Source organism: Streptomyces sp. NPDC104814, from assembly GCF_055583185.1.
In genome coordinates this window covers 1,409,766-1,434,021 of record NZ_JBVJOL010000001.1, presented here as the reverse complement: position 1 = coordinate 1,434,021, position 24,256 = coordinate 1,409,766, and the positions used below count along the sequence as shown (strand labels likewise).

21 protein-coding genes and 1 pseudogene are annotated in these 24,256 nt (G+C 73.5%); 16 read left to right on the top strand and 6 right to left on the bottom strand.

The features are described 5' to 3' along the window. Positions 1-123: 123 nt before the first annotated feature. The 3 genes from ACZ64A_RS06115 (at position 124) to ACZ64A_RS06105 (ending at position 3,097) form a co-directional block, all read left to right on the top strand. Positions 124-1,308, top strand: a complete 1,185-nt coding sequence (locus ACZ64A_RS06115) for a PP2C family protein-serine/threonine phosphatase (protein ID WP_469808505.1) — start codon at positions 124-126, stop codon at positions 1,306-1,308. Positions 1,309-1,650: 342 nt separating this feature from the next. Beyond that, the gene (locus ACZ64A_RS06110) at positions 1,651-2,517 is read left to right on the top strand and encodes an SGNH/GDSL hydrolase family protein (protein WP_469808504.1); all 867 of its coding nucleotides are present in this window, start codon (positions 1,651-1,653) and stop codon (positions 2,515-2,517) included. A 49-nt stretch (positions 2,518-2,566) separates the two neighbouring features. After that, complete coding sequence (locus ACZ64A_RS06105) at positions 2,567-3,097, top strand: GNAT family N-acetyltransferase (RefSeq protein WP_469808503.1); 531 nt, start codon at positions 2,567-2,569, stop codon at positions 3,095-3,097. A gap of 57 nt (positions 3,098-3,154) precedes the next feature. Here the strand turns inward: ACZ64A_RS06105 and ACZ64A_RS06100 are convergent, their stop codons facing one another. Continuing rightward, positions 3,155-4,678: an alpha/beta hydrolase gene (locus ACZ64A_RS06100; RefSeq protein ID WP_469808502.1), complete on the bottom strand. Its 1,524-nt coding sequence runs from the start codon at positions 4,676-4,678 to the stop codon at positions 3,155-3,157. Positions 4,679-4,768: 90 nt separating this feature from the next. On the opposite strand from ACZ64A_RS06100, the gene ACZ64A_RS06095 reads away from it, so the two are divergent. From ACZ64A_RS06095 to ACZ64A_RS06075, 5 genes and pseudogenes are all read left to right on the top strand, one after another. Further along, positions 4,769-5,713 (top strand): helix-turn-helix domain-containing protein, encoded by a 945-nt coding sequence (locus ACZ64A_RS06095; protein WP_469809077.1) that lies wholly within the window; start codon positions 4,769-4,771, stop codon positions 5,711-5,713. Positions 5,714-5,926: 213 nt separating this feature from the next. Then, the gene (locus ACZ64A_RS06090; RefSeq protein WP_469808501.1) at positions 5,927-7,498 is read left to right on the top strand and encodes an APC family permease; all 1,572 of its coding nucleotides are present in this window, start codon (positions 5,927-5,929) and stop codon (positions 7,496-7,498) included. A gap of 149 nt (positions 7,499-7,647) precedes the next feature. Continuing rightward, complete coding sequence (locus ACZ64A_RS06085; protein WP_469808500.1) at positions 7,648-8,403, top strand: DedA family protein; 756 nt, start codon at positions 7,648-7,650, stop codon at positions 8,401-8,403. 81 nt (positions 8,404-8,484) lie between these two features. Further along, a pseudogene (locus tag ACZ64A_RS06080) lies at positions 8,485-8,949 on the top strand (SRPBCC family protein); the annotation flags it as partial. 478 nt (positions 8,950-9,427) lie between these two features. Further along, entirely contained in the window at positions 9,428-11,695 is a 2,268-nt protein-coding gene (locus tag ACZ64A_RS06075) for a catalase (RefSeq protein WP_469808499.1), read from the top strand. A gap of 225 nt (positions 11,696-11,920) precedes the next feature. Here ACZ64A_RS06075 and ACZ64A_RS06070 read toward each other — a convergent pair whose 3' ends face one another. Then, positions 11,921-12,334, bottom strand: coding sequence for an SRPBCC family protein (locus tag ACZ64A_RS06070; RefSeq protein ID WP_469808497.1), 414 nt, complete (start codon positions 12,332-12,334; stop codon positions 11,921-11,923). Positions 12,335-12,498: 164 nt separating this feature from the next. Here ACZ64A_RS06070 and ACZ64A_RS06065 point away from each other — a divergent pair, with 164 nt between their 5' ends. Beyond that, positions 12,499-13,887: a diacylglycerol/lipid kinase family protein gene (locus tag ACZ64A_RS06065; protein WP_469809076.1), complete on the top strand. Its 1,389-nt coding sequence runs from the start codon at positions 12,499-12,501 to the stop codon at positions 13,885-13,887. Between the two features lie 7 nt (positions 13,888-13,894). On the opposite strand, the gene ACZ64A_RS06060 is transcribed toward ACZ64A_RS06065, so the two are convergent. Together ACZ64A_RS06060 and ACZ64A_RS06055 are read right to left on the bottom strand one after the other, a co-directional pair. Continuing rightward, complete coding sequence (locus tag ACZ64A_RS06060; protein WP_469808496.1) at positions 13,895-14,068, bottom strand: hypothetical protein; 174 nt, start codon at positions 14,066-14,068, stop codon at positions 13,895-13,897. Between the two features lie 195 nt (positions 14,069-14,263). Continuing rightward, a complete protein-coding gene (locus ACZ64A_RS06055) occupies positions 14,264-14,530 on the bottom strand; it encodes a hypothetical protein (protein WP_469808495.1) in 267 nt (88 codons plus the stop codon). A gap of 331 nt (positions 14,531-14,861) precedes the next feature. Between ACZ64A_RS06055 and ACZ64A_RS06050 the strand changes: the two genes are divergently transcribed. Genes ACZ64A_RS06050 through ACZ64A_RS06030 form a run of 5 tightly spaced genes read left to right on the top strand, consistent with a single transcriptional unit; the run spans position 14,862 to position 18,701 of the window. Beyond that, complete coding sequence (locus ACZ64A_RS06050) at positions 14,862-15,041, top strand: hypothetical protein (protein ID WP_469809108.1); 180 nt, start codon at positions 14,862-14,864, stop codon at positions 15,039-15,041. Between the two features lie 21 nt (positions 15,042-15,062). Beyond that, positions 15,063-15,755: a hypothetical protein gene (locus ACZ64A_RS06045; RefSeq protein WP_469808493.1), complete on the top strand. Its 693-nt coding sequence runs from the start codon at positions 15,063-15,065 to the stop codon at positions 15,753-15,755. After that, complete coding sequence (locus tag ACZ64A_RS06040) at positions 15,752-16,699, top strand: DUF6895 family protein (RefSeq protein WP_469808492.1); 948 nt, start codon at positions 15,752-15,754, stop codon at positions 16,697-16,699. The genes ACZ64A_RS06045 and ACZ64A_RS06040 overlap by 4 nt, the downstream gene beginning before the upstream one ends. After that, positions 16,696-17,613 carry a DUF6895 family protein gene (locus ACZ64A_RS06035; RefSeq protein ID WP_469808491.1) on the top strand — a complete coding sequence of 306 codons (918 nt, stop codon included), beginning with the start codon at positions 16,696-16,698 and terminating at the stop codon, positions 17,611-17,613. Before ACZ64A_RS06040 ends, ACZ64A_RS06035 begins: the two co-directional genes overlap by 4 nt. After that, positions 17,610-18,701 carry a serine hydrolase domain-containing protein gene (locus tag ACZ64A_RS06030; protein WP_469808490.1) on the top strand — a complete coding sequence of 364 codons (1,092 nt, stop codon included), beginning with the start codon at positions 17,610-17,612 and terminating at the stop codon, positions 18,699-18,701. Before ACZ64A_RS06035 ends, ACZ64A_RS06030 begins: the two co-directional genes overlap by 4 nt. 74 nt (positions 18,702-18,775) lie before the next feature. Here the strand turns inward: ACZ64A_RS06030 and ACZ64A_RS06025 are convergent, their stop codons facing one another. Further along, a complete protein-coding gene (locus ACZ64A_RS06025) occupies positions 18,776-20,146 on the bottom strand; it encodes an alpha-lytic protease prodomain-containing protein (RefSeq protein ID WP_469808488.1) in 1,371 nt (456 codons plus the stop codon). Positions 20,147-20,668: 522 nt separating this feature from the next. On the opposite strand from ACZ64A_RS06025, the gene ACZ64A_RS06020 reads away from it, so the two are divergent. Beyond that, entirely contained in the window at positions 20,669-21,310 is a 642-nt protein-coding gene (locus ACZ64A_RS06020) for a class I SAM-dependent methyltransferase (RefSeq protein WP_469808487.1), read from the top strand. Here the strand turns inward: ACZ64A_RS06020 and ACZ64A_RS06015 are convergent. After that, positions 21,240-22,526, bottom strand: coding sequence for an amidohydrolase (locus ACZ64A_RS06015; RefSeq protein ID WP_469808486.1), 1,287 nt, complete (start codon positions 22,524-22,526; stop codon positions 21,240-21,242). The two genes, ACZ64A_RS06020 and ACZ64A_RS06015, sit on opposite strands and share 71 nt — an antisense overlap. Before the next feature lie 175 nt (positions 22,527-22,701). Here ACZ64A_RS06015 and ACZ64A_RS06010 point away from each other — a divergent pair, with 175 nt between their 5' ends. Continuing rightward, entirely contained in the window at positions 22,702-24,165 is a 1,464-nt protein-coding gene (locus ACZ64A_RS06010; RefSeq protein WP_469808484.1) for an aminotransferase class I/II-fold pyridoxal phosphate-dependent enzyme, read from the top strand. Positions 24,166-24,256: the final 91 nt, after the last annotated feature.

The following is a 24,256-nucleotide window of genomic DNA, read 5'->3' as shown; positions in this document are numbered from 1 at the left end:
CCAAGGACAAAGACTCCGCAGGTGAGGCCTCCATACGGCCGCTTCCGCCCTGCGCCGTGCCTCGGGCGGTGTGAGACTGCTGAGCGGTGACGGCGCTGGCGCGACGAGGGGAGCACGGTGGTGATGACACCGGAGACCGGCGACGATCTGCTGGAGGAGTTCCTGGCCGACCCGGCCAACTCCACTCTGGACCTGGGCGCCGCCGCGGCCCGCGTGACCAAGGCCCTCGGGCTGCAGCAGTCCGTGGTGTACCTCGCCGATCTGCAGCAGCGTCACCTGATCCCGCTCACCGACGTGACGTCCACGCTGCCCATCGACGGCTCGCTCGCCGGGTGGAGCTACCGCACCCAGTCGCTGCGCGTGGAGGAGTCCGAGACCGGGGCGATGATCGCCTGGTTCCCGCTGCTGGACGGCGCCGAACGGCTGGGCGTCCTGGCGGTCCACACCCCCGCGCTCACCGCCGCCTCCCTGACCCGCGGCCGCGCCCTGGCCATGCTCCTGGCCATGATGATCACCTCACGCCGGGCCTACCAGGACTCCTTCGTACGACGGACCCGCACCGACCGGATGCAGCTGCCCTCGGAGATGCTGCGCGCCTTCCTCCCGCCACGCACGATCGGCAACTCCCGGGCCGTCTCCACGGCCGTCCTGGAACCCGCCTACGAGATCGGCGGCGACGCCTTCGACCACGCGCTGACCGAGACGACACTGCACGCCACGGTGCTGGACTCGCTGGGGCACAACCTGGCCTCCGGGCTGACCAGCGCCGTGTCACTGGCCGCGTGCCGCAACGCCCGCCGCTGCGAGCTCGATCTGCCCGACCTGGTCAACAGCGTGGACAGCGCGCTGGCGACCTGGCTGCCCGAGCAGTTCTGCACCGCCGTCGTGGCTCAGCTGGACCTGGCCACCGGCATGCTGCGCTGGAGCAACTGCGGCCATCCCGCTCCGCTGCTGATCCGCGACCACCGGCTGATCGTCGACGCTCTGGAGCGCGAGCCGGACCCGCCGCTGGGGCTGGCGCGGCTGCTGTCCGACCGGGAGCGCAAGACCCACGAGATCGCCCTGCAGCCCGGCGACCGGGTGCTCCTGTACACCGACGGGGTCACGGAGGCGCGGACCCCGGACGGTGAGCTGTTCGGGCTCCAGCGGTTCGCGGACTACGTCATCCGGGCCACCGCGTCCGGAGAGCTGGCCGCGGAGACCCTCCGGCGTCTCATCCACTCGATCCTGGACGGCCAGGCCAGCCGTCTCCGGGACGACGCGACGATCCTGATGTTCGAGTGGCAGCCGCCGGCGACGGTGACGTGACCGGGCCCGTGACGGGGGACGGCGGTCGGCGCAGCCGGGCCGCGTTCAGGGGAATGGTGGTCGGCGCAGCCGGGCCGCGTTCAGAGGGTTGATGTTCAGCGTTTCAAGAACTTCCGTCCGGCTTGTTGACTCGTTGTCTCACCGGCTGCACATTACTTATCGGTAGAACCGTGCAGTAACCCTGCGGGCGGTCCTCCCCGGCCGCGCTGCCATGCGCCCCCCACGCTCATGACCCGGCCGTAGGCACTTCCTCTGCTCGAGCCGCTTCTCGCTCCCCTGCACGCCACACGGGCACGGCCGTGCCCGCACGCGCGCGTGCGCCTCCCGAGAAAGAGAGAGCACATGCCGAAGCATGCCCTGCGCCATGTCATGACCGCGACAGCCGCGACCGTGACCCTGAGCTTCACCGCGGCACCCGCCCACGCCACCCCGGCCCCGCTCGACTACGTCGCCCTCGGTGACAGCTACAGCGCCGGATCAGGGGTCCTGCCCATCGACCCCACGAATCTGCTGTGCCTGCGCTCCACGGCCGACTACCCGCACGTCCTGGCAAACCGGACGGGTGCCCTCCTGACGGACGTGACCTGCGGCGGCGCCCAGACCAAGGACTTCACGCAGGCGCAGTACCCGGGCACCGCGCCGCAGCTCGACGCCGTCGGCGCGGGCACCGACCTGGTGACCCTGACGATCGGCGGCAACGACAACAACACCTTCATCAACGCCGTCGTGTCCTGCGGCACGGCCGGTGTCCTCAGCGGCGGCAAGGGCAGCCCCTGCAAGGGCAAGTACGGCACGTCCTTCGACGACCAGATCGAGGCGAACACCTACCCGGCGCTCAAGGCAGCGCTCGCCGGCGTGCGCGCGAAGGCGCCCCACGCGCGCGTGGCGGCCCTCGGGTATCCCTGGATCGTCCCGCAGACCTTCGACGCGTCGTGCTTCGTCAAACTCCCCCTGGCCCAGGGCGACGTGCCCTACCTGCGCGCCATCCAGGCCCATCTCAACGCCGTGGTGGCGCGCGCCGCCCGGGAGACCGGGGCCGCCTACGTCGACTTCGGCGAGGCGTCCGAGGGCCACGACGCCTGCCAGGCCCCCGGTACCCGCTGGATAGAGCCGCTGCTGTTCGGGCAGAACATCGTGCCGGTCCACCCCAACGCGCTCGGTGAACGGCGCATGGCCGAACGCACGATGAGCGATCTCGGCCTCGGCTGATCCGGCGCACGGCCGTCGCGGGGCGGGCGGCGATGCGATGATCACATGCATGTCGTCATCGCCGCTTGCCGGGTCCTGGCCCCGCGTGCTGCACACGCCCCGGTTGCTCCTGCGTCCCGCCGAGCCCGCCGACGCGCCGGAGTTCGTCCGCCTGTGGACCGACACCGAGGTGCGCCGCCACCTCGGCGGACCGGTCGCCGAGGAGCGACTGCGGGTCTACCAGCGGCACTTCGCCGGCCGCCCGGGGCTGTTCGCCGTCACCGCCCAGGACTCGGGGGCGGTCCTCGGCTCGGTGTCGGTCGATACGGCCTCCCGGTTCGACGGCCGCCGGGAGCTGTCGTACTCCTTCCTGCCCGAGCACTGGGGGCGCGGGTACGCCCGCGAGGCCGTGTCGGCCGCCGTCGACTGGGCTTTCGACCACGTGCCCTCGGCCGACCCCACGGTCGTCGCGGTCACCCAGGAGGCCAACCTCCGCTCGCGCCGGCTGCTGGAAGCCGTCGGCATGCGACTGACCGAGACCTTCGTCGAGTGGGGCGCCCCTCAGACGCTGTACTCGGCCCGGCGTGCCGCGCCCGCCTGACGTCGGACGCCACGGGGCCCGTGGCCGGGCAACCCGGCGGTCGGACGGCGCGCGGGGTCAGGCGGTCAGATGGCGCACCACCGAGCGCATCGCGTGGCGCAGGGGCGGGCCGGTCTCCTCGGGCGGGTCGAGGGTCTCGAAGCCGTGGTGACCACCGAGGACGTCGATCAGCTCCAGATCCGCACCGCACTCCTCGGCGGCCGTCACGAACTCCTCGACGGTGGCCGCGATCTCCGGCTGCTCCAGCCCCGCGCGCAGGAGGACGAGCGGCAGCGCGCCCGCCTGCGCCACCGCGCGGGCCGGCTGAAACCGGGCATCGGTGAGGCCCCAGTTGGGCAGCGGGGCCAGGATCGGATAGGAGGCCGCCACGCAGCGCAGCCACGATGGGGGCGCGGCCAGCCAGGGTGCGGTGAGCAGGCCGCCGCCGGAGAACACCCACACGGCGATCCGGCCGGCGTCCACCCGGGGGTCGGCCCGCACCAGATCCACCGCCGCGGTGACGTCCGCGGCGGCGCGCTCGTAGTCGCCGAGGCCGTGCAGCCGGTGGTCCAGGGTCACGCCGATCATGCCGTGGTCGGCGGCCAGGCGGGCGTACCCGACCAGGGTCGGCCACTCGCGCGGGGTGGGGCGGGAGCCGGCGGGCAGCGGTCCACCGTGCACGAACAGCACGGCCGGGCGGGGGCCGTCGGCGTCGGGGACGTACAGGTCGACGTGTCCTCGTCTCTCCCGGGGCAGTTCGGGCACCTGGAGCGGGAACGGGCGCAGATGGGCGGGCGGTTCGCACAGGCCGGGCGGTCGCAGCCGGTGGCCCTCGCCGGCCGCCGCCGCCCGTAGCGCCTCGGCCAGTTCGGCGGGGCACGACAGCATGGGCCAGTGCCCGGTGTGCAGTTCGAAGAACGAGACCCGGGGGTCGGTCAGGGCCTGAAGGGCCGGGTCGCCGAAGTCGACGAGCCGTTGCACCAGCTCGATGCCGGAGCCGTTGCCGGTGCACAGCACGCCGGTGGTGGGCACCACGGCCACCGCGCCCGTCAGCCGCAGCGGCTGGAGCAGGGTGGCGAGCGGCTGCGGGGCGGCCTCCGCGGTCAGCCGGTCCAGCGCCGCGTCCGGGACTCCGGCGGTGCTCCCCCAGCGCTGCCACTCCTCGCGGGTCGCCGGAGGCGTCAACTCACCTGCCGCTTCGCCCCGTTCTGTCTGTTCGGCGAGGCGGGCGCGCACCTCCTGGTCCGGTACGGCGGCGAGGGCCGGGACGCCGTCCCGCGGCAGACCGGAGTCCAGGTACACGATGCGAGCGACGCGCTCGGGACGCCGGTCGGCGGCGCCGAGCACCGGATGGATGCCGTAGTCGTGGCCGACTAGCACGATGCTCCGGCCGGCCGCCGGGTCCACCGCGTCGATCGCCGCGAGCACGTCCGCGATGTGGGTCTCCAGATCTGTTCCGGCCCCCGCCGCCGGGCGGTCCGGGTCGAGTGCGGTGAGGGGCACCGCGTGCGCCTCGGCGCCCGCCTCGGCGAGCCGCGCGGCCGTCGCCTCCCACACGTGGGCGCCGGTGAACGCACCCGCCACCATGAGGAACACGGTCATGATCGTCTCCTTGTCCGGCTGTCCTTGTCCGGCTGTCCTTGTCCGGGCTGACGGCCGGTACCGTAGGAACTCCTCTGGGGGGAGGTTCAACTGTCCGCATCGCACGAGGGCTTGTGGAGCATCGGCGAGCTCGCCGAGCGCGCGGCCGTCACCGTGAAGACCGTCCGTTTCTATTCCGACCAGGGTCTGCTGCCGCAGGCCCGTCGCAGTGGCGGGGGGCACCGCCGCTATGGTCCGGACGCGCTGGAGAGGCTGCGGCTCGTCCGCGCCCTGCGCGCCCTGGATCTGCCGCTGCCCGAGGTGCGCCGGGTCCTGGACGACGAGGAGGGCGCCGGGCCCGCGCTGGAGGACGCCGTCGCCGGGCGGCTGAGCGATCTCGGTTCGCAGCTGCGGGCGCTGCGCTGGCGGGAGGCGGCACTGCGGCTGGTCCAGGAGTGTCCGCCCGGGGAGCGGGCCGACCGGCTGCGGCTGCTGGGCGCGGTGGCCGCCCCGCCGAGCACGGACCCGCTGGCCCGGTTCTGGCGGGGCTGGCTGCCCGCGCGGATGCCGGCCCGGGCGACGGCCGCGTTCCTTGAGGTGGCCGTTCCGCAGCCGCCGGCCGAGCCGGCCCCCGAGCAGGTGCTCGCCTTCGCCCGGCTGCACGCGATGACGAGCGCCCCGTGCCCGGGCGGCACACAGCCCCGCCCGGACGTGCACAAGGTGGCAGGTCCCAGCGGGGCGGCCGTGCTGTACACAGGGCTCGCCGAGGCGTACGAGCTGACCGGTCCGCACCTGCGCAGGGAGCGGACGCCTCGGCCCGGTGAGGCGCTGGACGCCTATGTGGCGGCGTACGCGAGCGCCTACGGCACCCGGGACACCCGGGACTTCCGGCGGCGGCTGGCGGGGCTGCTCGCGGCCGAGCCGCGCCTGGACCGGTACTGGGAGCTGACGGCCGTGGTGATCTCGGTCCCGGGCGGCCGGCCGGAGCCCACTCCAGGAGCCGCCGACGCCTGGCTGCGAGCGGCGCTGGACGCCGACAACGCCGGAGCGGCGTAGATCACACGGCAGAAATGGAACCGGACATTCCTGGCGGGCGCACGATTCCCGCACCCCTGCCGGGATGCCGACTTCCTTGGTTCGCGAGGCTTGGATGATGCTTCACCCACGCAATTAACGGTCCCACCGGTCCATGGCCTATAAATATGAGGCCGCCGGGTGCTTGCGCGAGAGCGCTATGTACGGATATCGCATGATTTAACGTCATCATCCATGACTGACACGGCGACACGTCCCAAAGGCGGGACACGGCCACCGGGCGACGGCACGGCCCTCGGCGAGGGCGTACGGGGCAAGGGACTGGGCGGGAACTCCGTAGGACTGCTGGGCAGCGCGGTGATCGGCGTCTCCACCGTCGCCCCCGTCTACTGCCTCACCTCCACCCTCGGTTCCACCGCCGGCGAGGTCGGTGTGCACATGCCGGCCGTGTTCCTCGCGGGGTTCCTGCCGATGCTGCTGGTCGCCTTCGCCTACCGGGAGCTGAACAAGGCCGTCCCGGACTGCGGCACCTCCTTCACCTGGACGGTCAAGGCGTTCGGCCCGCACGTCGGCTGGATGTGCGGCTGGGGCCTGGTGATCGCGACCGTGATCGTGCTGTCCAACCTGGCGGGGGTCGCCACCTCGTACTTCTGGCTGCTGGCCGGCCAGCTGTCCGGCAGTGACGCGGTGGCCGCCCTGGACGGCGACAAGGCCGTGCACATCGTCACCTGTCTGGCGCTGATCGGCGGCGCGACCGCGATCAGCTACCGCGGCATGACGACGACGAAGGGCGTGCAGTACGCGCTGGTGGGCATCCAGCTCGTGGTGCTCGCCCTTTTCGTCGTCCTGGCCCTGCGCGCGGCCCATGCGGGCTCCTTCGCCGGGCACCTCGACTTCTCCTGGTCCTGGCTGAACCCCTTCGGGGTGAAGTCCTTCGCGTCGTTCAGCGCCGGACTGTCCCTGTCGATCTTCATGTACTGGGGCTGGGACACCTGTCTGACGGCGAACGAGGAGACCATCGGCAGCGACAAGACGCCCGGCCGGGCCGCGCTGATCGCGATGGTGGTACTCGTCGGCTCCTACCTGACCACCGCGGTCGCCGCCCAGATGGCGGTCGGCTCCGGCACCTCCGGCCTGGGCCTGGCCGACCCGGACACCTCCGACAACGTATTCGCCGCGCTGGCCGGCCCGGTCATGGGCGACGCCCTCGGCATCCTGCTGTTCGTCGCCGTCCTCGCCTCGGCCGCCGCCAGTCTGCAGACGACGTTCATCCCGGTCGCCCGCACGGTCCTCGCCATGGCCACGTACGAGGCCCTGCCGGCGTCGTACGCGCGCGTGCACGAGCGGTTCCGCACCCCCGGGCGCGCCACCGTCGTCGCCGGTGCCGCGACGGCCGTCTTCTACACCGCCATGACCCTGGTCAGCGAGCACGTCCTGGTCGACACGATCTACGCGCTCGGCCTGATGATCTGCTTCTACTACGCCCTGACCGCCTTCGCCTGCGCCTGGTTCTTCCGCGGCGACCTGACCCACTCCGTGCGCGACGCCGTCTTCAAGGGCCTCTTCCCGGTGCTGGGCGGCGTACTGCTCACCGCCGTCTTCGGCAAGACGCTCTACGACATGTGGAATCCGGCGTACGGCAGCGGGTCCTCCGTCCTCGGCGTGGGCTCCGTCTTCGTGATCGGCGTCGGCCTGCTGCTGCTCGGCGTGGTGATCATGCTGGTGATGCGCCGCCGCAGCCCCGCTTTCTTCCGCGGCGAGATCCTCACGGCCGGCACCCCGGCCCTCGTCGTCGACGAACCGTAGACCCCGCTCCCAGGCTTCCCCCATGGGCGGCGACCGGCTGCGCGCCGGTCGCCGCCCATGCCTGTCGGCCCGGTTCACGCGATGCTGGTGGGGGCGGCGGGTGCGGCCGCCCCCAGGAGGATCCGACCGACGGCCGGGAGGCGAACGCGGTGATCGCCGTCAACCCGACGGACAGCGCCTCGGTGCTGGCCGCGTTCGGCGCGCTCGGCGTCCTCGTGGTGATCTTCGCGGAGTCGGGGCTGCTCGTCTTCGGCTTCTTCCTGCCCGGGGACACCCTGCTCTTCCCGGCCGGTGTCCTGTGCGCGGACAGCTCCGGGCACGGGGCGCGGCTCCAGCTGTGGCAGGTGCTGCTGTGCGGAGCGGTCGGGGCCGTGGCCGGCGGGCAGGTCGGCTATCTGCTGGGGCGGCACGGCGGAAAGGCTCTGCTCGCGCGCCCCTCCAGCCGGCGGCTGCGGGAGGGCGCGGGCCGGGCGGAGCGGTTCCTGGCCCGCTACGGCTACGGCAAGGCGCTGGTGCTCGGCCGTTTCGTGCCGATGCTGCGGACCGTGCTGCACCCGGTCGCCGGGGCGCTCGACGTCCCGGTGCGGACCTTCACCCTGTGGCAGACGGTCGGCGGTGTGCTGTGGTCCCAGACGCTGGTGCTCGCCGGTTTCCTGCTGGGCACGTCGGTGGCGCACGTCGACGTCTATCTGATCCCGATGGTCGCCGCGATCGTCGTGCTCTCCATGGTGCCCCTGCTGTGGGAGGCACTGCGGGCCAGGCGCACGCGGGGACACGCGCGCGCCCCGCGACACGGCCGGGAGGACTCCGCGGCCCGGCGGCCGCCGGGCGAGGACTCCCCGGCGCGGACCCCCGAACCGGAGCTGCCGGCCTCCGCGGAATCCCCGGCCCCGGAAGACGACTGAGCTCGCAGGTGGAGATCTCTGCCGGTCGGGTACCCGCCGCTTCGTACCGATCCGTCACGCCATGAACACGGAGGAACGAAGATGAGCACGGTCAAGGAAACCGTCGAGGTCGAGGTGCCGGTCCACACCGCGTACAACCAGTGGACGCAGTTCGAGGAGTTCCCGCACTTCATGGAGGGCGTCGAGGAGGTCAGGCAGCTGGACGACCGCCACAACCACTGGACGACGAAGATCGGCGGCGTCACGCGCGAGTTCGACACCGAGATCGTCGACCAGCTTCCTGATGAGCGCATCACCTGGCGCACGACCAGCGGCGACACCGACCAGAAGGGCAGCGTCCGCTTCCAGCGCGTCGACGACACGCACACGCGCGTGGAACTGGTGATGGAGGTCGAGCCCAGCGGCGCCGTCGAGAAGGTCGCGGACCTGATGGGCACGATCGACCGCCGCGTCAAGGGCGACATGAAGCGCTTCAAGCAGTACATCGAGGAGCGCGGCGCCGAGTCCGGCTCGTGGCGCGGCCGCATCGCGCCCGGCGACACCGGCGGCATGCCCGGTGGCACGGGCGGCGGCATGCCCGGCGGCACGGGCGGGATGCCCGGCGGCACCGGTGGCATGCCCGGTGGCACGGGCGGCATGCCCGGCGACCCGGCTCTCTGATCATCGACACCGCCGGGCGCACCCCGCGCACGTCGGTTCACCCGCACGCCGCGCGTCCCGTGCGCGGCGCCCCGCGCCGTGGGACGTTGGCAGTGCTCGCGCCCCCGACGGGGCGCCCTGACATCGGCACGCCGACCAGCTGTCGCACCGGTCCGGCGGCGGAGCCCGGCTCCGCCGCCGGACCGTCCGCGCCATGCGTCGGGGCCGGCCCGGGCCGACGCGGTGCCGGCGCCCGTACGCGCCCCGGCGCCGCGCACCCGGGATGGCGCCCACGGCGGGCGGTGCGGCGCGGCGGACGGTCATCCACCCGCAGGGCAGCCCGGCCGCACCACGCGGCACTCCGGCCGGAGACAAAGGATCACACATGAGCGAAAGCAACCCGTTGAAGAAGGCGGCCGAGAAGGTCTTCGGCGGTGACACGGGCCCCGCCGACGGCATCCCCGGTCGCCCCGGGCCCGAGCCGCCGTCCGTCGAGGAGCCCACCGAGGCGCGCGAGCCGCTGCCGCCGAAACCGGACCAGACGGGCCCCGACACCTACTCCCCCACCGGCGTCCCGACCGGCGCGGACCAGGCGGCGATGGCGCAGCAGGGCGCGTACCTGACCACCGCGCAGGGCGCCCGGCTGTACGACACGGACCACTCGCTGAAGGCGGGGCCGCGCGGCCCGGTGCTGCTGCAGGACCACCATCTGCGCGAGAAGGTGATGCACTTCGACCACGAGCGCATCCCGGAGCGGGTGGTGCACGCACGGGGCGCCGCCGCGCACGGCATCTTCCGCGGCTACGGCACCGCCGCCCCGGTGACCAAGGCGGCCTTCCTCGCCAAGGACGCCGAGACCCCGGTGTTCGTGCGTTTCTCGACCGTCCTGGGCTCTCGCGGCTCCTCGGACACGGTGCGCGACACCCGGGGTTTCGCGACGAAGTTCTACACCAGCGAGGGCGTCTTCGACCTGGTCGGCAACAACATCCCCGTCTTCTTCATCCAGGACGCGATCAAGTTCCCGGACGTCGTCCACGCCGCGAAGCCCCACCCGGACCGGGAGATCCCGCAGGCGCAGAGCGCGCACGACACCTTCTGGGACTTCGTCACCCTGCACACCGAGGCCACCCACCACACTCTGTGGAACATGTCCGACCGGGGCATCCCGCGTTCGTACCGGACGATGGAAGGCTTCGGCGTCCACACCTTCCGGCTGGTGAACGCCGACGGGAAGACGACCCTGGTGAAGTTCCACTGGAAGCCGAAGCTGGGCGTGCACTCCCTGGTCTGGGAAGAGGCGCAGATCGCCAATGGCGTCGACCCCGACTTCCACCGGCGGGACCTCGCGGACGCGATCGAGGCGGGCGCCTACCCGGAGTGGGAGCTGGGCATCCAGACCTTCCCGGACACCCCCGAGCAGACCTTCGAGGGCATCGACCTGCTCGACCCGACCAACCTCGTGCCGGAGGAACTGGCCCCGGTGCAGCCGATCGGGCTGCTCACCCTCAACCGCAATCCGTCGAACTTCTTCGCCGAGACCGAGCAGGTCGCCTTCCACCCGGGCCATCTCGTGCCCGGCATCGACATCACCGACGACCCGCTGCTGTCCGGGCGCCTGTTCTCCTATCTGGACACCCAGATCACCCGGCTCGGCGGCCCCAACTTCCCACAGGTGCCGATCAACCGTCCGCACGCGCCGGTCAACGACATGCTGCGGGACGGCTTCCACCAGACCGCCGTGCACCGTGGCGCGGCTCCGTACCGGCCCAACTCCGTCGACGGGGGCTGCCCGTTCACCGCCGGAGCTGACATGGGCGCCTACGTCGAGACGCCGGTGCGGGTGCCGGAGGCGACGAAGGTACGAGAGGCGCCGCAGTCGTTCGACGACCACTTCAGCCAGCCGCGCCGCTTCTGGCTCAGCATGAGCCCGGTGGAGCGCGAGCACATCATCGGCGCGTACACCTTCGAGCTCGGCAAGTGCTACGAACAGGCCGTCAAGGAACGAGCGTTGCAGGTGCTGGCCAACATCGACCCCGAGCTGTGCGCGGGTGTCGCGGCCGGACTCGGGCTGCCCGAGCCCAAGCCGACCGTGCCGCTGGCCGACGTCGAGCCGAGCCCGGCGCTGTCCCAGGTCGGGCGGACCTGGCCGACGGACGGCCGCATCATCGGGATCGTCACCGGCCGCGACGGCGACCTCGCCGGCGTGCACGCGCTGCGCGAGGCGGTGCTCGAGGGCGGCATGGTGCCGCTGGTCGTCGCACCGACGGGCGGCGTCCTCGGCGCCGGCGACGGCGCGGTGACGGTGCAGCGCAGCTACGCCACGGCCCGCTCGGTGGAGTTCGACGCCGTGCTGGTGGCCGGGGCGCCGGGTGTGGGCGCCGACGCCTACGGCGCCCGGGACGCCAAGGGCGCCCCCGCGGCCGTACCTCGGAGCCCTGGTGACCCCCGGGTGGCGCTGCTGCTGTCGGAGGCGTTCCGGCACGGCAAGGCGATCGCCGTGTGGGGCGGCGCAGAAGGGGTGCTGCAGGCGGCCGGTGTGCCCGCCGACGCCCCGGGCGTGATCCGCGCCGACAGCGCCACGGCGGCCCTGGGCGAGGTCACGCGCCTGCTGGGCACCCACCGGGTCTGGGAACGGTTCACGGGCGAGGCCTGAGCAGGACCGGGCGGCCGACAGCCGTACCGATCGGGGCCGCGTGCAGCGGATGTGCTGCACGCGGCCCCCGCGCGTGCGGGCGTGCCGGGCATGCGGGAGTGCCGAGCATGCGGGAGTGGCGGTCGTGCGGGTGTCCGCCGGACGGCTGAAGGGACGGCGGACCGCCGAGCGGCGCGGGACTCCGTGTCACGGGTCCCGCGCCGCTCGGCGGTCACGCCGGTGGGGTCAGCCGGCCGCGCCGTCCTCCCGGATCCTGACCTGGTGCTCCAGGCGCTCCAGGCTGGCGTCGAGGGCTTCCTGCACCCGCTGCTCGCCGGGGTCGTGGTCCTCGTCGAAGAACGACAGGTGCACGGTCACCTCGCTGGCTCCGCTGCCCATCCCGGCGACCTGGAGCCAGCCGGTGTAGTCGCCCTGGTCGCGTGTGCCCCACTCGATGCGCATCTGCTCGGGCCGGGGCCTCAGAAGGGCGGCCGTGTCGTGGTCGCCGCTGTCGTCGTGCACGGTGACGGCCGGCAGGTCCTCGGCCCGCACATGCAGGGCCCGTGGCAGCCAGGCGTCCAGCTGATCGACCTGCGCTGCCTGGTCGAAGACGTGCTCGGGCTGCGCCGGCATCGTGCGCGAACGCTCGTACTCGCTCATCGCTGCACCGTTCCTCGGGTCGGGAGCTGCACCTCGTTCCGCGTGCCCCTCCTGGCGTGGTCCAAGCCGTCCCGCGCACGGCGAAGGTTCCCGGCTCGCTCACCACTGCGCCGGCCGTCTCGGACGAGCGCCCCGCGTGGGCGCTGGGCGCCGCGGCGCCTACGATGAACGCGGTGTGGGAGGAGGCGGGCGGCGTGGACTTCGGCGGACATGTCCCCTTTGGACAGCGGTGGGCCGCGCGGGCGTCCCTGGCGGCGGCCGCGGCCGCCGTGCTGTTGCCCGTCCTGGTCGGCGGCGTCAATGGGCTGCTGCTCATGCTGGCCGGCACGGCCGGGCTCGGTGTGACGGCCGCCGCCCTGTGGTGGGCGCTGTCCCGGCGGGGCCCGGTCCGGGTGGCGGCGGCGGTGCTGGCCGTGGTCACGCCGGCGGCCGTGGTCGCGCTGTTCGCGGTGACGCTCCTGTGGGCGCTCCTCGTCTCCCCGGCGCTGTGGGGCGTGGCCGTGTGGTGCGGCCGGTACGCCCTGCGCAGCACCGGTGAGCACACCCCCCGGATGCGCGAACGGACGGCTGTGCCGGCCCGCCGGCCGTTCCTGATCATGAACCCGCGGTCCGGGGACGGCAAGGTGGAGCGCTTCGGCCTGAAGGAGAAGGCGGAGGCGCTCGGCGCGGAGGTGGTCCTGCTGGATCCGGCCGAGGAGCAGGACGTCACCGCGCTGGCGCAGGCGGCCGTCCGGCGCGGCGCGGACCTGCTGGGCGCGGCGGGCGGCGACGGCACACAGGCGCTGGTGGCGGCGGTGGCCGCGGAGCACGGACTGCCCTTCCTGGTGATCAGCGCGGGCACCCGCAACCACTTCGCCATGGATCTCGGGCTGGACCGGGAGGACCCGGCCGCCGGTCTGGACGCCCTCGTCGACGGGGTGGAGCTGCGGGTGGACCTGGGCTTCGCGGGCGGGCACCCGTTCGTGAACAACGCCTCGTTCGGTGCCTACGCCGCGGTCATCCAGAACCCGGCGTACCGGGGTGACAAGGTCGGCACCGCGCTGGAGATGCTGCCCGATCTGCTGACCCGTCAGGACGGTCCGCGGCTGACGGCCCGGCTGCGAGGGGCCCCGGCCGAGGCTTCCGAACTGCACGAGCCGCACGCGGTGCTGGTGAGCAACAACCCCTATCGCACGGGGGATCCGCTGGGGCTCGGCCGGCGGGACCGGCTGGACACGGGGACGCTCGGCGTGCTGGGCGTCCGGGTGGACAGCGCGGTGGAGGCGGCGGCGCTCCTGCTGGATCCGCAGCCCGCCGGGCTCACGATCGCCGCGGCGCGTGAGGTGGTCGTGGAAGCGGATCAGGCGGCCGTCGAGGTCGGCATCGACGGCGAGGCGCATGTGCTGACCACCCCGGTGCACTGCCGTATCGCCCGCCGCGCGCTGCGGGTGCGGGTGCCCCGGCAGCGCCCCGGAGTGCCGGAGCCGCCGCCCCGGATGAACTGGCGGCGGGTGCGCAAGCTCGCCGCGTCGGTGGGCCGCACGGCCGTGCCACGGCGGGTGCGACGCGGCTGACGCCGCGTCAGTGCTCGGGTGAGCCAGGGCCGTTGTGCTGCCGACGGGCGTTGTTGTAGATGCGCATCAGGTGTTTGGCGACGGCGCAAGCGGCCTGGTCGGCGTGACACTGGCGGCATGTGCGCAGGTGCTGCTGATAGGTGGCGCGGGCTTCTTCGAGGGCCGCATTCTCAGAGGGCATGACACATCTCCGGATGAAGGCGCGTGGGTCGGACGGCGCCGGAATTGACTGTACGGGGCACCCGGAGACAAGGTGATCATGTTACTGGCGGTACTGGAAAGTCGGCCCCGCACCGCCCCCGCGGACACGGACAGTAGCCGCCAGTCGGTCGGCCAGGCGGGCTGGGCCGGGGGGCGCCTGCCCGCCCGAAGCCGGTCAGGGGACGTCGCCCTGCCAGTCGAAACGGCCCGGGTCCGACGCGCGGGGCGCGTACACCGCGCGGCCCCCGGGCCCGTGGCGGCCTATCTCGGTCGGCAGGGCCACGCTCCCGCCCGCGCAGGGCTGCGCCGCGTCGGTGACGTCCAGCAGTAGTCCGTCCAGCGGGCCGCCCACCAGCTCGGCGTAGACGCGGCCCGGGCGGGGCGAGGCGTCCTCGTGGTCGGCGCCGTAAACACGGCCTCGCATGAACTCCGTCTCGTCCATGGCCACAGCCTCGCATCCACCACTGACAACGGCGCGCGCCCGACTCCGGCTGCACCGGCAGGCCCGCCACGTCGGCCATGCCCGGTCCGGAGCGCAGCAGCGCGGCGGCGTGGCCGCAACAGCCGCCGCCACAGGGGTCGTTGACGAACGGGCCGGGGTGAACCGGTCATCACGGTGACCTCGGGAGGAACAGCCGCCGGGCCTGCGCAGCCCCCGTGCCGACTGTTGAAGAAGTGACGAAAAGTGATTTATGGGATTTTATGCATCATCAGCCCAAAACGGGTGAACCGGTGAAGTGGGTATCCGCTCAACCGCACAGGGAGATGGTCATATGCCTTCCACCGACCGCATGATCGACGAACTCGTCGACGTCGAACTGGACGAAGTCCTGGACCCCGCCGAGCCCGACGGTGTCTACCGCGACAGCAGGGAGTGCGCCGCGCTCGCTCTGCAGGCCGGCACCACCACCCTCCTGCTGTCCCCGCCGACCCCCCGCCCGAAGAAGGGCTGACGGATCGAACGGGAGCATCACATGGAGCAGTCAGGTACTTCGACCCTTCTCCAGGGCGTGGTGCAGGACCTCGCTTCCGGCGTGGCCTCCGCCCTCCGCGGCGGCGGCCACGCCCCCCTGCCCGGCGAGGCCCTGAACGACCGGGCGGACGGCGTCACCCTCGCCGCGGTGCGGGTGCTGGGAGCCGATCTGCTCCTGCCGTACGTCCTGTCGGACACGGCACCCGCCGCACACGAACTGGCCACGGTGCACACGGCGGCCCAGGCGTTCGCGCCCCGCCTCGACGCCGCCCCCGCGGTGGCGTGGAGCCACTGGGGCATGATCCGTGCCCTGCGCGGCGTCGACCCCGCGTTCTCCGGCCCCCTGCCCGCCGAGCCCGGCACCGACTGGCTGCGGGACGAGCCCTGGCAGGGACTGACCCATCGGCTGGCCGTCCTGGCTCCCCTCGCCGTACCGGGCGAGGACAGCGCCGTGTCCCGCGGGGCACAGCAACGGGTCGTCGACGTCAGCCGGGGCTTCGTACGCGCCGTACGCCGCCGCGACTGGCGGCAGGCCGCCGGAGCCGGACGCTGGCTGGTCCTGCTCGAGGACGTTCCCGAAACCCTCGGGCTGGACGCCGGGCTGGACTTCGTGGACCTGATGGGCGGCGGCGACGCGTGCGTGGCCCTTCAAGTGGCGGCCGCACGTCTGATGCGCAGCGGAGTCGCGGCGTGAGCGCGGCCCGGGTGCGGGAGGTGACCGAGGCGGCGTTCGCCTGGGTGTCCGCCGAACGCGAGCGGTTCGTCCTCGGCGACGGCACCCTCGACGACCCGCAGGTGGTGAACACCACCTGGAAGCCGCTCGGCGAACTCGCCCAGGTCTGCTCCACCACGCTGGCCCGCACCGCGCCCGCGGACCCCCTGCACGCCCAGGCCACGGACCTGCTGGAGTACGCGTGGAAGCTGACCGGGCAGGGCGACCTGCTCGTGCGTCAGCAGCGCCGCGAGCCCTTCGCCACGTATCCCCTGGAGGTGTACGCCGCGTTCGCGTCGGCGGGCCTTCGCCACGAGGGTTTCGCCGCGCTGGCCGCCCGGGTGGCCGGCACCCGCGGCCGCCGGCTCGTCGAGCAGTGGCCGGTACGGCGGCTCGGCGTGCTGCTCGCCGAACGGCACTGCGGCCGCCGGCCCGACGGCGAGGTGGCGGAGGTGCTGCGCCGCACCTGGCTCGGCGGTCTGCCCGAGCCGTGGACGTTCGAACGCCTCTCCGGCTACACGCTGACCCATGTCGTCTACCACCTCACCGACTGGGGGCGCGGCGGCCCCGGCCTCCCGCCAGACCTCGCCGACTATCTGGCGCTGTGGCTGCCGGCCTGGCTCGACACCTGCCTCGACGCGGGCCAGTGGGACCTGTGCTGCGAACTGCTGGCCGTGGCGGCGAGCGTGCCCCGCGCGTCCGACCCCGCCGGGCACGATGCCGCCTGGACCGCGCTCGCCGCCGCCCGGCACCCGACGGGCGCCGTCCCCGAGGAGGCCGGCGGCGCGGCCGGCCCCGACGACCCCCCGGACTTCCTCGGCCACTACCACTCCACCCTCATGGCGGCCTTCGCGGGCGTGCTGGCCCTCGGCCGCCTCGACGGGGACTCCCGGATCCCCCAGGGCCGACAAGGAGCACCCGCATGACCGGCGCACGCCTGATGCACACCGTCGGGGTCCGCGCCCTCGAATGGCTGTGGGACCACCGCGACGGCTTCCGCCTGGAACCCGACGTGGATCCGGAGGTGGGCTTCCTGGAACGCTTCAAGCCCCTCGGCGAACTCGCCCTGGTGTGCACCGTCCTCTTCCGCGAGGGCGTGGCCGGTTCGCGCCAGACGGAGCTGGCCCGCCATCTGCTCGACCACGTGTGGCGCGACACCCTCGACGGCGGCCGCATGCTCGACCGCGGACAGCGCACCGAGCCCTTCTCCCCGATCCCGTTCGAGGTGTACCTGCCGTTCCGGGAACTCGGTTACAGCCGCCCCGAGATCGAGCGGACCACCGCCCTCAACCACCGGCTGGAGAGCTGGTCCGCCTTCGAGACGACCCCCACCCGCAGGCTCGGTCTGTCGGCGTTCCAGCGCCGCTTCGGCCTGACCCCGCGCACCCCGGAGGCCGAGGCCTACCGCGGCACCTGGCTCGCCCGCCGTCCCGAGCCGTGGACGGTCGAGGGCCACACCGCCTACGACATCACCCACGCGGTGTTCCACCTCACCGACTGGGGTGAACACCCCGAGGGCCTGCCCGCCGACGCCGCCGACTACCTGGCCCTGTGGCTGCCGGTGTGGCTCGACGACTGGCTGGACCTGCAACGCTGGGACCTGCTCGGCGAGTTGCTCGTGGTCGACGCCTGCCTGCCCCGGCCCACCCTCGACGCAGGGGCCTGGGAGGGCTTCGCCGCAGCCCAGCAACCGGACGGCGCCATGCCCGCGGTGCGCACCATGCCACACGGCGAACGGGACGAGGTGTTCGACATGGTCTACCACCCCACCCTGGTCGCGGCGTTCGCGTCCACGCTGGCCCTGTCCCGGGCCCTGTCCGAACTGGCCCACGCGTCATGAACGGCGAGCACCGCACGCGGTGGCCGGGCGTGGCCGCCCTCGACGAGACCCGGTCCGGCGCGGCTCCCCCGGTGTCCGGCGACGAGGACCGCGCCCGCGAACGCCTCACGGCCGCCGTGGACGCCGTCGACGCGCCCGACGCCGTGTTCGCCCTCTCCCGGCGCGGGCACCGGATCGTCCACAGCGGCGGCCATCGGGCCGCCACCACCGCCCGCGAAGAGCTGCGCTACGAGATCGGCTCGGCCTCGAAGACCTTCACGGGACTGCTCCTGGCCGAGCTGATCGCGCGCGGCACGCTCACCGGCGACGAGCCGGCCGCCGCCTGCCTGGCACCCGGCCGGGCGACGCACACCGCCGGGATCACCCTCACGCACCTGATCACGCACACCTCGGGACTGCCCGCCCTGCCGCGTGACTTCCTGCCGCGCGCACTGCCCGCCTGGCACACCCAGCCCTACGCCCGCTACCCGGCGGAACGGGTCGTCGAGGCGTTCCTGCGCGCCCGGCCCCGGCACCGGCCCGGCAGCCGCTGGCACTACTCCAACTTCGGCGTCGCCGTGCTCGGCCACGCCCTCGCCGCGGCCACCGGAACGTCCTGGGAGGACCTGGTCGCCACCCATGTGCTGGGCCCGCTCGCCCTGCACGCCACGGCGCTGCGGGCCGGCTCCCCCGACACCGACGCCGTGGGGTACACCAAGGACGGCCGGACGCTCGTCGCGGCCTTCGACCCCGGCGGGTTCCAGGCCGCCGGCGCCGTCCGGGCCGCCCCGCACGACCTGCTCACCTTCCTCGAGGCCCACCTGGAACCGGCCGGCTCCGTGCTGGGCGACGCGCTGGCGGCGGTGCGGGTGCCGGTGCTGCGCCGGGGACTCGGGCACCGGCACACGCACACGCTCACCTGGTTCCGGCATCCGACCGACGGCGGGCCGATGTACTTCCACAGCGGCGCGACGCTCGGCCAGCAGGCGTTCCTGGGGTTCCGGCCCGACACCGGCACCGCGCTGGCGGCCGTGTGCACCCGCCGGTTCCGCTCCGGTGACCCGTTCGTGTCGACGGCGTACTCGCTGCTGGCCGACGACGAGACCTGAGCGCCGGCCGCCTGGGTGACCCCGCGCCGGTCCGGCGCCCCGGGGGCCGGGGCGCCGGACCGCTCAGGCGTCGCTCACACGCGCTGCCACAGCGCCGGGGTGCTCTCCGGCGCCCAGGCGGCTTGCGCCTGGTGGGCCTGCAGGCACTGGTAGCGCACCTTGCCGAACGTCACGGTCGCGCCGGTCTCGTACACCCGTCCCGTGGCCCATGCGTCGGCGGCCGTGTCCTGCGGCAGCGGGGCGTTGTTCTGGGCCGTGGCGGTCACCAGGGTGAGCCCGAAGTCGCTCAGCGTCGGGTTGATCGGCTGGAAGAAGGTCGTACCGCCGCTCGTGCAGTCCCCGGAGCCGCCGGAGGTCGTGCCCTGGGCCTGCGCGCCGGCCATGTACGGGCCGCCGGAGTCGCCCGGCTCGGCGCAGACCGACGTCTGGGTCAGGCCGTTGACGGTGCCCTCCGCGTAGCTGACGGTGGCGTTCTGCTCCTGGATCGTGCCGCAGTGCCAGCCGGTCGTGGAACCGGAACGGCACACGGACGCACCCACCATCGCCTCGACGGAACCGGCGACGTTCACCGTCGCCCCGCCTTCGCCCCGCACCGTCGGGGTGACGGTCCAGCCGCTGGTGACCCCCACCCAGGACATGTCCTTGCCCGGGAAGGTGGAGGCCTGGAAGGTGCCCTGCGCGGTGCCGTTCGGGTCGGTGGTGGTGTCGCCGGGCTTGCCGCAGTGGCCCGCCGAGGCGAAGCCGTTCTGCTCGCCCTTGGTGACGGAGAAGCCGATGGAACAGCGGAATTCGTTGTTGATGTGGTAGGCGTCGCCGCCGACGAGGTCCGCCAGCGGGCGGGGCCGTTCCTTCGAGACCCGCACGGTGACCTGCTTCGCGGGTACCCCCGCGGCCTTGACCAGGGCGTTCCCGGCCTGACGGCTGGTGGCCTGGACGACCACACGGTTGGTGCGCACGTCGACGTACCGCACCGGCGTGGTCACGGCCTTCGCCCGCAGTACGGCCTTGTCGAGCTTGTCCTTGACCGCCCGCAGGTCGCTCAGCGACGTCTTGACGACGACGGCCTTCGCGCCCTGGGCGCGGATGGCGGACGCGTCGGAGGCGCGCGTGGTGGCGACCGTGAGCTGGGCCGCGGTGGCGCCCTTGACCCAGGCGCCGGCGAAGCGCGTGCCGAGCGCGTTGCGCAGCCGGCCCGCACGGGTCCCGGCCTCGGCCTCGTTCACCAGACGGGCCGTGGCCTGAGCGGAGGTCAGCTTCAGGTCTCGCTGGAGTGCTTGGAGCATCGCCGCCGAGGGCCGGTCAGCCCCGAGCGTCTGCGCCGCGGACGGGACGGGACCGGGGGCGGGCGGGGTGGCGCCCGCGGCGGGGTGGACCGCGGCCAGGGCGAGGGCGCCGGCCGCCACCAGGGCGGCGCGGCCGGTGCGCGCGGTGTGTCTGCCGACCATACGAAGGGCCTCCTTGAGCTCGGACGAGGGCGACGAGACGTCGGACGTCGTGGAGCCATAGGCCTTGCCGCGTCGTCCCCGCCTCATGGCGCCGGCGCGGCTGTTTCCCGCGATGGGGGACGCAAGAGGGGGCAAGTGCAGTAGGCGCGGCGGTCCGGTGGGGGTGCCGGTCCGCGCCTGTGAGGGCCGCGCCGACGGGAGCCGCGCCGGGACCCGTCCGAGGCGGCCGCCCGCGAGCACGGCCTGCAGGAGCGGGGTCGCGAGCCGGAGGGCCGCAGGGCGGAGGGCCACAGGGCGGAGGGCCACAGGGCGGAGGGCCACAGGGCGGAGGGCCACAGGGCGGAGGGCCACAGGGCGGAGGGCCACAGGGCGGAGGGCACAGCGCGCAGGGAAACGTCTGCGGTCGCCCGTCGTCCACGCGTAGGGTCCGGCAAGGGTGGGCAGATCCGGTGCGCACCCGTCAGATCCGGCAGGCGCCCGCCCGATCCGCGCAGGCCCGCACAGACACAGGCAGGAGGCACCGTGAGCGAGTCCGAGGAACGGTCACCGGCGGCGGTGGTGTTCGACGCGCTGGGCGCGGACTACGAGAAGGCGTTCGCCGCCTCCCCGGCCCATCTGGCGTCCCTGGACTGGCTGCTCGGGCGACTGGCGCCGGGCAGCCGCGTGCTGGACGTGGGCAGCGGAACCGGCCGCCCCACGGCCGCCGTGCTGGCCGGTGCGGGCCATGACGTGCTGGGCGTCGACGTCTCCCCCGTCATGGTGTCCCTCGCTGCCCGCCAGGTCCCGGACGCGCGCTTCCGCCGCGCCGACATCCGGGAACTGCCGCTGGAGGACGCGTCGTTCGACGCGGTGTGCGTGTACTTCTCCCTGCTCCAGATGTCCCGGCAGGAGCAGACCGGGGTCGTCGGGAGACTGGCACGGGCCCTGCGCCCCGGCGCGAGCATGGTCCTCGCCACGGTACCGGCGGACGTGGAGGACCTGCCGATCGACTTCATGGGGCAGCCCGTGCGCGCGACCAGCTTCGGCGCCGAGGACTTCGCCGCGCTGGCCCGCTCGGCGGGCCTGACCGTGCTGGCACGTCACGCCCGGGAATTCACCCCGGCGCACGCCTCGGCGGCGCCGGAGCCGCATCTGTTCCTGTACTGCTCGAAGACGGAGGGCTGACCCCCTCCTTGTCGTACGGCCGGTGCGCGGACGCCACGCCGTCGCCCTGCCGGTGCCGCGCCCACGCGAAGGCGCGCAGGCCGGCGTCGAACAGGACGTCCGCCGCCGTGCACGCGAGGGCCTGCGCGGCGGCGGTCAGCACGGCGCGGGCCCGGGGCGAGGCCGCCGCCCGGGCGAACTCGGGAGTGTGGTCGGACCCGTCCGCGTCCATGATGGCGACGAAGGGGTGGATGGCGGGGACCCGGGCGCTGACGTTGCCGATGTCCGACGACCCCAGCTGCACGCCGGGCACGGGCGGCGTCAGCGTGATGCCGGCCTCTGCGGCGTGCGCGGCGAACCGCTCCGAGAGCACCTCGCTGTCCTGGAAGTGGTCGTAGCGGACCGCGGCCCGCTCCACCTCCGCCCGGGTCCCCGTGGCCCGCGCGACACCCTCCGCGCACGCGCGCAGCTGCTCGGTCAGGGTGTCCAGTTCGGCGGTGGTGGCGGCGCGCAGGCCGAAGCGGCCCTCGGCGTACTCGGGGACGATGTTGGTGGCGGTGCCGCCGTGCGTGACGATGCCCTGCACATGGGAGGCCGGCGGCAGGCGCCGCCCGAGCGCGTGCACCACGTTGAACAGCTCGATCAGCGCGGCCAGTGCGTCGATCCCCTCGGTCGGGTTGCCGGTGGGGTGGGCCGCGCGGCCGTGGAAGCCGATCCGGTACTGCACCTGTGCGGTCAGCGGCGCGCGCACCCAGTCGTACACCCCGGGATGGAACATCAGTGCGGCGTCGACGTCGTCGAACACGCCGGCGTCCACCTCCAGTGCCTTGCCGCCGCCGCCCTCCTCGGCCGGGGTGCCGACGGCGAGCACGCTGCCGGGCGCCCCGCCGAGCACCGTGTGCAGGGCGAGCGCGGCGCCCAGGCCCGCGGCGGCGATCAGGTTGTGGCCGCAGGCGTGGCCGAGACCGGGCAGCGCGTCGTACTCCAGGAGCAGGGCCACCGTCGGCCTGCCCTGGCCCGAGCGGGCGGTGAACGCGGTCGGCATGCCCGCCACCTCCCGTCGTACGCCGAACCCGGCGCGCTGGAGCTCGCCGGTGAGCAGGGCGGCGGCCCGGTGTTCGGCGAAGGCGTACTCGGGGTCCGCGTGGAGGCGCAGGGCGACGTCCCACAGTGCGTCGGCCCGGCCGGCCACGTCGGCGCGCAGGGTGTCGTGGACGCCGTCCGGTGTCACGGTCACACGTCCTTCCGGGGGCCGGTGTTCATGGCGGGACGGGTTCCAGGGTCCGCGGCCCTGACACCCCCGGAGTTTCACCCGCCGTGGCGGTGCAACACGGTGGGTACGGCCGCTCGACGCGGCCGCTCCGCGCGGCCGTCCGGCGCGCGGCCGGTGACCCGTGCGATCGGGAGGAACGATGGACCACTCGCGTGCCCCTGTCCTGGAGGCGCTGCAGGAGTTCCGGCGCCGTGGCGACATCTCCTACGGCCCGCCGGGCCACAAACAGGGCCGGGGTGCGGACCCGCGCGTGGTGGACGTCGTCGGGATGGACGTCTTCCGTTCGGACGTGCTCAGCCTCAACGGGCTGGACGACCGCCGTCAGTCGCAGGGCGTGATCAGTCAGGCCCAGGAGCTCATGGCGGACGCGGTCGGGGCGAGGGAGGCGTTCTTCTCCACCTGCGGCAGCTCGCTGTCGGTCAAGACGGCGATGCTCGCCGCGGCGGGTCCCGGGGAGAAGCTGCTGATCTCGCGCAACGCCCACAAGTCCGTGGTGGCGGCCGTCGTCGTCAACGGGGTGGAGCCGATCTGGGTGCACCCCGAGTTCGACACCGAGCGGCATCTGGCGCATCCGCCGGAGCCCGACGACGTGCGCAGGAAGCTGCGTGAACATCCGGACGCCAAGGGCATGCTGCTGATCACCCCGACGGACTGGGGGTCCTGCGCGGACATCGCGGGTGTGGCCCGGGTGTGCCACGAGTTCGACGTACCGCTGATCGTGGACGAGGCGTGGGGCGCGCATCTGCCGTTCCATCCCGAGCTGCCCGTCTGGGGCATGAACGCCGAGGCCGACCTGGTCCTGACGAGCGTGCACAAGATGGGCGGGGCCGTCGAGCAGAGCTCCGTCTTCCATCTGCAGTACGACCGGATCTCCAGCGAGGCGCTCAAGCAGCGCGAGGACCTGCTGGGCACCACCAGCGCGTCGACGTTGGTGTTCGCGACCCTGGACGGCTGGCGGCGCCAGATGGTGGAGCAGGGACACGGGCTGCTGGACGCGGCCCTGCGGCGGGAGCGGCGGATCCGGGCGGCGGCCGACGAGCTGCCGGGGCTGCGGGTCATGGGCCAGGAGATCGTCGAGGAGGGGCTGGCCGCGGACTTCGACCCGCTCAAGATCGTGATCGATGTGCGGGAGCTCGGCATCAGCGGCATGCAGGCCACCGAGTGGCTGCGCGCGAACCGGCACGTGGACATGGGCGGCTCCGACACCTGCCGGATCAGCGCCTCGATCACGCACTCCGACGACGACACCACCGAGCGGGTCCTGCTGGACGCGCTGCAGGCGCTGGTCGAGAAGGCCGACACCATCGAGCGCCGGCCGTACGTGCGGCTGCCGGAGCCGTCCACGCTGGAGCTGGAGCAGGCGATGCTGCCCCGCGAGGCGTTCTTCGCGCCCGTCGAGCATGTGCCGGCCGAGCGGGCCGCAGGGCGGATCAGCGCCGAGATGATCAGCCCGTACCCGCCGGGTGTCCCGGCGGTCGCGCCGGGCGAGGTCATCACCGACGCGGTGCTGGACTACCTGCGCAGCGGCGTCGAACACGGGATGCTCATCCCGGACGCCGCCGACTCCACGGTGCAGACGCTGAGGGTGGTGGCCCAGCGGTGATCCGTGTCGGGGCCGGTGCCCCGGGTACTTGGAACCAGCTACGGGGTGCGACGAACGGGGCGGCGCGGTCCACGCCGCCCTGTCGCGCCGA

Coding starts and splice junctions, on each gene's coding strand:
- ACZ64A_RS06035 (WP_469808491.1), top strand. CDS start 16,696: ATGACCGGCGCACGCCTGATGCACACCGTCGGGGTCCGCGCCCTCGAA.
- ACZ64A_RS06100 (WP_469808502.1), bottom strand. CDS start 4,678: ATGACCGTGTTCCTCATGGTGGCGGGTGCGTTCACCGGCGCCCACGTG.
- ACZ64A_RS06115 (WP_469808505.1), top strand. CDS start 124: ATGACACCGGAGACCGGCGACGATCTGCTGGAGGAGTTCCTGGCCGAC.
- ACZ64A_RS06075 (WP_469808499.1), top strand. CDS start 9,428: ATGAGCGAAAGCAACCCGTTGAAGAAGGCGGCCGAGAAGGTCTTCGGC.
- ACZ64A_RS06030 (WP_469808490.1), top strand. CDS start 17,610: ATGAACGGCGAGCACCGCACGCGGTGGCCGGGCGTGGCCGCCCTCGAC.
- ACZ64A_RS06105 (WP_469808503.1), top strand. CDS start 2,567: ATGTCGTCATCGCCGCTTGCCGGGTCCTGGCCCCGCGTGCTGCACACG.
- ACZ64A_RS06050 (WP_469809108.1), top strand. CDS start 14,862: ATGCCTTCCACCGACCGCATGATCGACGAACTCGTCGACGTCGAACTG.
- ACZ64A_RS06060 (WP_469808496.1), bottom strand. CDS start 14,068: ATGCCCTCTGAGAATGCGGCCCTCGAAGAAGCCCGCGCCACCTATCAG.
- ACZ64A_RS06025 (WP_469808488.1), bottom strand. CDS start 20,146: ATGGTCGGCAGACACACCGCGCGCACCGGCCGCGCCGCCCTGGTGGCG.
- ACZ64A_RS06045 (WP_469808493.1), top strand. CDS start 15,063: ATGGAGCAGTCAGGTACTTCGACCCTTCTCCAGGGCGTGGTGCAGGAC.
- ACZ64A_RS06090 (WP_469808501.1), top strand. CDS start 5,927: ATGACTGACACGGCGACACGTCCCAAAGGCGGGACACGGCCACCGGGC.
- ACZ64A_RS06070 (WP_469808497.1), bottom strand. CDS start 12,334: ATGAGCGAGTACGAGCGTTCGCGCACGATGCCGGCGCAGCCCGAGCAC.
- ACZ64A_RS06055 (WP_469808495.1), bottom strand. CDS start 14,530: ATGGACGAGACGGAGTTCATGCGAGGCCGTGTTTACGGCGCCGACCAC.
- ACZ64A_RS06110 (WP_469808504.1), top strand. CDS start 1,651: ATGCCGAAGCATGCCCTGCGCCATGTCATGACCGCGACAGCCGCGACC.
- ACZ64A_RS06010 (WP_469808484.1), top strand. CDS start 22,702: ATGGACCACTCGCGTGCCCCTGTCCTGGAGGCGCTGCAGGAGTTCCGG.
- ACZ64A_RS06065 (WP_469809076.1), top strand. CDS start 12,499: ATGAACGCGGTGTGGGAGGAGGCGGGCGGCGTGGACTTCGGCGGACAT.